Source organism: Nostoc sp. CHAB 5715 (genome assembly GCF_020829685.1).
Lineage (GTDB): Bacteria > Cyanobacteriota > Cyanobacteriia > Cyanobacteriales > Nostocaceae > Nostoc.
On sequence record NZ_JAIVFR010000929.1, the window covers coordinates 1 to 2,925 of the forward strand.

Genomic DNA, 2,925 nt, shown 5'->3' on the forward strand with positions numbered 1-2,925 from the left:
AAGATGGCATCTCGCCAACTCGGCTAGCCATGCATAAGAAGAGTGACGAACTAGCCGCAGCAAGCGATTTTGAAGAGTTTTCTAGGCAAGTTATCGCGGCGGCGAAATGGGACGGCAACAGCCAGCTCGTGATTGATGGCATTAGACACGTTGAGGCCTTGTCCGCAGTTTGTAAAATTGTTTCCCCGATCCCGCTCGTGTTAATTTATATTGATATAGACAAGACTGTTCAGATCAATCGGTTTAAGGCACGCGATGGCCTAACAGAAAATGACTTGCGAGAGTACGAGGGACATCAAACGGAACTCGCGGTCGCGACAGCTTTGCGGCAAGCCGCTAATTTCATCGTGGATGGAAACGGTCCTATCGACCACGTGCTTGACCAAGTCATGATCCACGTGGTGGGGCAGATTACACCGCAATAAGAGTAATAGGCACTTACGCCTGGCAGGATCCGACACTCTTCCTGCAAAGTCGATGGCGATGGCGATCGCCGTTGATGGCGTGAACTACATGGTGCGCGCAGAAGTGCCGGCATGCTACGAGGCGCTATTGCGCCAGCATCTCTATCCATTGGGAGGCCGCTGGCTTGGGGGGGAAGCTATGAAGCACAAATCTGAACTGACGCTCAGCCGCCTGCGAAAGGCAAACATGGCACGGCTCCCACTGTTTAGGAACTCTAGGGGTGAGCCAGCTCACTCCATGGCAGACGGGTCCGACTGGGCACTGTCGGCGTGGTGCAACGCGGTGACCGGTGAACTCGGTGAATTGGCAAGTCTCATCAAGAAGATTGAACGAGGCGATTTTACCAAGGACGCTGTCCAACGGCAGTTAAGCGATGAACTGGCTGATGTGGTGATCTATCTTGATATTCTTGCATCCCGATGCGGGGTAGACCTTGGGAGTGCTGTCGCGAGCAAGTTTAATCTGGTGAGCGACAAACTGGGTTCTGATATCAAGCTTTGATAGCTGTCTGACGCGGGTAGGGCGCGTAATCAAGAACCAAGATATGCTGCATCTCGAACTCCATACGCTCGGCGCGGCGCTTATGGCGCTAGAAAAAAGTCGGCAAAAACATTTCAAGGTGGCAATATCAGGCTCCCATTCAACTGGGAAAACGACACTATTTGCGAAGATTTCGTCGACTTTGGCTTCTGCGTGTATCGTTCATGCCGTGCCGGAGCTGGCCCGAGAACTTATACTGAAGAGTGGAATTCCAGGGTTCTTGCACCCCGACAATCATAGGCCATCAAGACTCGCGTTGATGTTGGCTGCCCAGATCCAACGAGAAGTCGCCCATTCGCGTTCGCATTGCGTCGTATGCGACAGAGGTATTCTGGATAATCTGGCTTATGCTAGCTTGCTATTCTCAGACTATTTATCAACGTTTGAGGGCCATTGTTGTCAAGACGTCGTTGAATCTTGGCTGCCCACCTACGATTTAATTTTGACAACCGCGATACGCGCGCCAATGCAAGTTGACGAAAATAGGGTGGATGATGAGTACTTTCGTCGCAATATAGAATTGAGAATGACGGAATTGTTGAATTTTTACAGAGTGCCAACCACGGCACTTGAAACGTTTGGGGACGATGAGGGTTTAGAAAATTCTTTGAGAGCAATTCGGCAGCGGGTTGAGAATATTGGCGCATGCGTATTATAGCATGCTATTCCCAGCGAAGACGCGCATAGGAGCCCGCGCTTCGGCTATCGATAGGCTGCACGTCCTTTTGCGATGAACGGCTAACCGGAAGCGTGCAAAGCGGCATTACTATGAGGAGCTGCTCAGGAAACGCGGCTGTCGCAAGGACGGATAAGAGCTCCAGGTCTCGGCTGCCGGTTCCGACTGGCCCCTTGCGGGCTGTGCAATACCGTCTCATCAGCCATTGACCCGTCGGGATGGTCTTCAAGCCGACATTCTGACGGGTCATTGGACAACGGCAGATTTGCAAGCTAGCTACCTGCTAGCGTCAGGGCTGGCCAAGCGAGGCGAAACTGCGAACCGGTATGTGGTTATAGTTCCTCTATGAATTTCCGTTTGGAGTCAGCTTCAGGTCTGACAGGTCTACGCTTACGAGCGGACCTACGCAGCTCATCGCAGAACCGTCAGCTATGGGCCACAAGCAGACAACGGTGTTAGACTCACGGATCAGATCTCATTCTTACTCAAACGTCCAACTATCGGGTCCGCTCCATAGTTGTCCCATATTTCAAGAATTTCTCGAATGTGCTCGCTGTAGTGCCGAAGGCGCCCATGAATATTCGTAGGAGGGCGCCCCTTTGAGACGAAAATCGGGTGATGATCAAAAATCCGGCTCATCGTTTCGTGGACTACGCGCCAGTGCCGCACGTCGAGCGACTCGGTGGACGAAAAACATGAGGTGCCAAAATCTAGCAGCTTTAATCTAGCCGTTCGCCGCGTGAGGTCATAAGACGCGACGATAATGTTCGATGCGTGAGGGTCGCCATGTACTAGGTCGCGATCGAGGAGTTCATCAAGCACGTGAATATAAGCTTGAGCGAACACCACGCGGGCCAATAGGGTTGAGGTAGGCACTGGCGTAATGTCATCAATAAAATGTCGGGCAGGTGACAGTAATTTCTTGAGCGTAGGGCCTTCCACTATCTGCATGGAGACATAAAAATAATTCCGGCCCAAGACACCGGCCGAATACACTTGCGGCACATAGCTTCCTACCGCACTCGCAGCCTTCCTGGCCTCGGCCAACCCCTGCACGAATTTGTTTCGATTGTCCTGGTCGCGTAGCTTTAGCCAGACCTTTACTGCCTCGGGGCGATCCAGAAAGACGTTCCGACAGCGAAGAACTATTCCGTTGGCTCCTCGACCAATTTCGCTGAGGACCAGGTGACCTGGGAAATGCAGATCCTCGACACCGATCGCGATTCCGTCAGCAAGAAGCTCTA

At 52.3% G+C, this 2,925-nt stretch carries 4 protein-coding genes; 3 read left to right on the forward strand and 1 reads right to left on the reverse strand.

The genetic code is table 11. The annotated features are described in order from the left end of the window. From LC574_RS33840 to LC574_RS33850, 3 genes are all read left to right on the forward strand, one after another. The coding region (locus LC574_RS33840) for a hypothetical protein (RefSeq protein ID WP_229457981.1) at positions 1-425 on the forward strand (425 nt) is incomplete at its 5' end. A 52-nt stretch (positions 426-477) separates the two neighbouring features. Beyond that, complete coding sequence (locus tag LC574_RS33845) at positions 478-966, forward strand: MazG-like family protein (RefSeq protein ID WP_229457982.1); 489 nt, start codon at positions 478-480, stop codon at positions 964-966. Positions 967-1,009: 43 nt separating this feature from the next. Next, entirely contained in the window at positions 1,010-1,663 is a 654-nt protein-coding gene (locus LC574_RS33850; protein WP_229457983.1) for an ATP-binding protein, read from the forward strand. 486 nt (positions 1,664-2,149) lie between these two features. On the opposite strand, the gene LC574_RS33855 is transcribed toward LC574_RS33850, so the two are convergent. Next, positions 2,150-2,925, reverse strand: a 776-nt coding sequence (locus LC574_RS33855; protein ID WP_229457984.1) for an AarF/UbiB family protein, incomplete at its 5' end; no start/stop codon positions are given.

What these genes read in the sequence shown, in the direction of transcription:
- LC574_RS33845 (WP_229457982.1), top strand. Translation starts at nt 478, where the DNA reads ATGGCGATGGCGATCGCCGTTGATGGCGTGAACTACATGGTGCGCGCA.
- LC574_RS33850 (WP_229457983.1), top strand. Translation starts at nt 1,010, where the DNA reads ATGCTGCATCTCGAACTCCATACGCTCGGCGCGGCGCTTATGGCGCTA.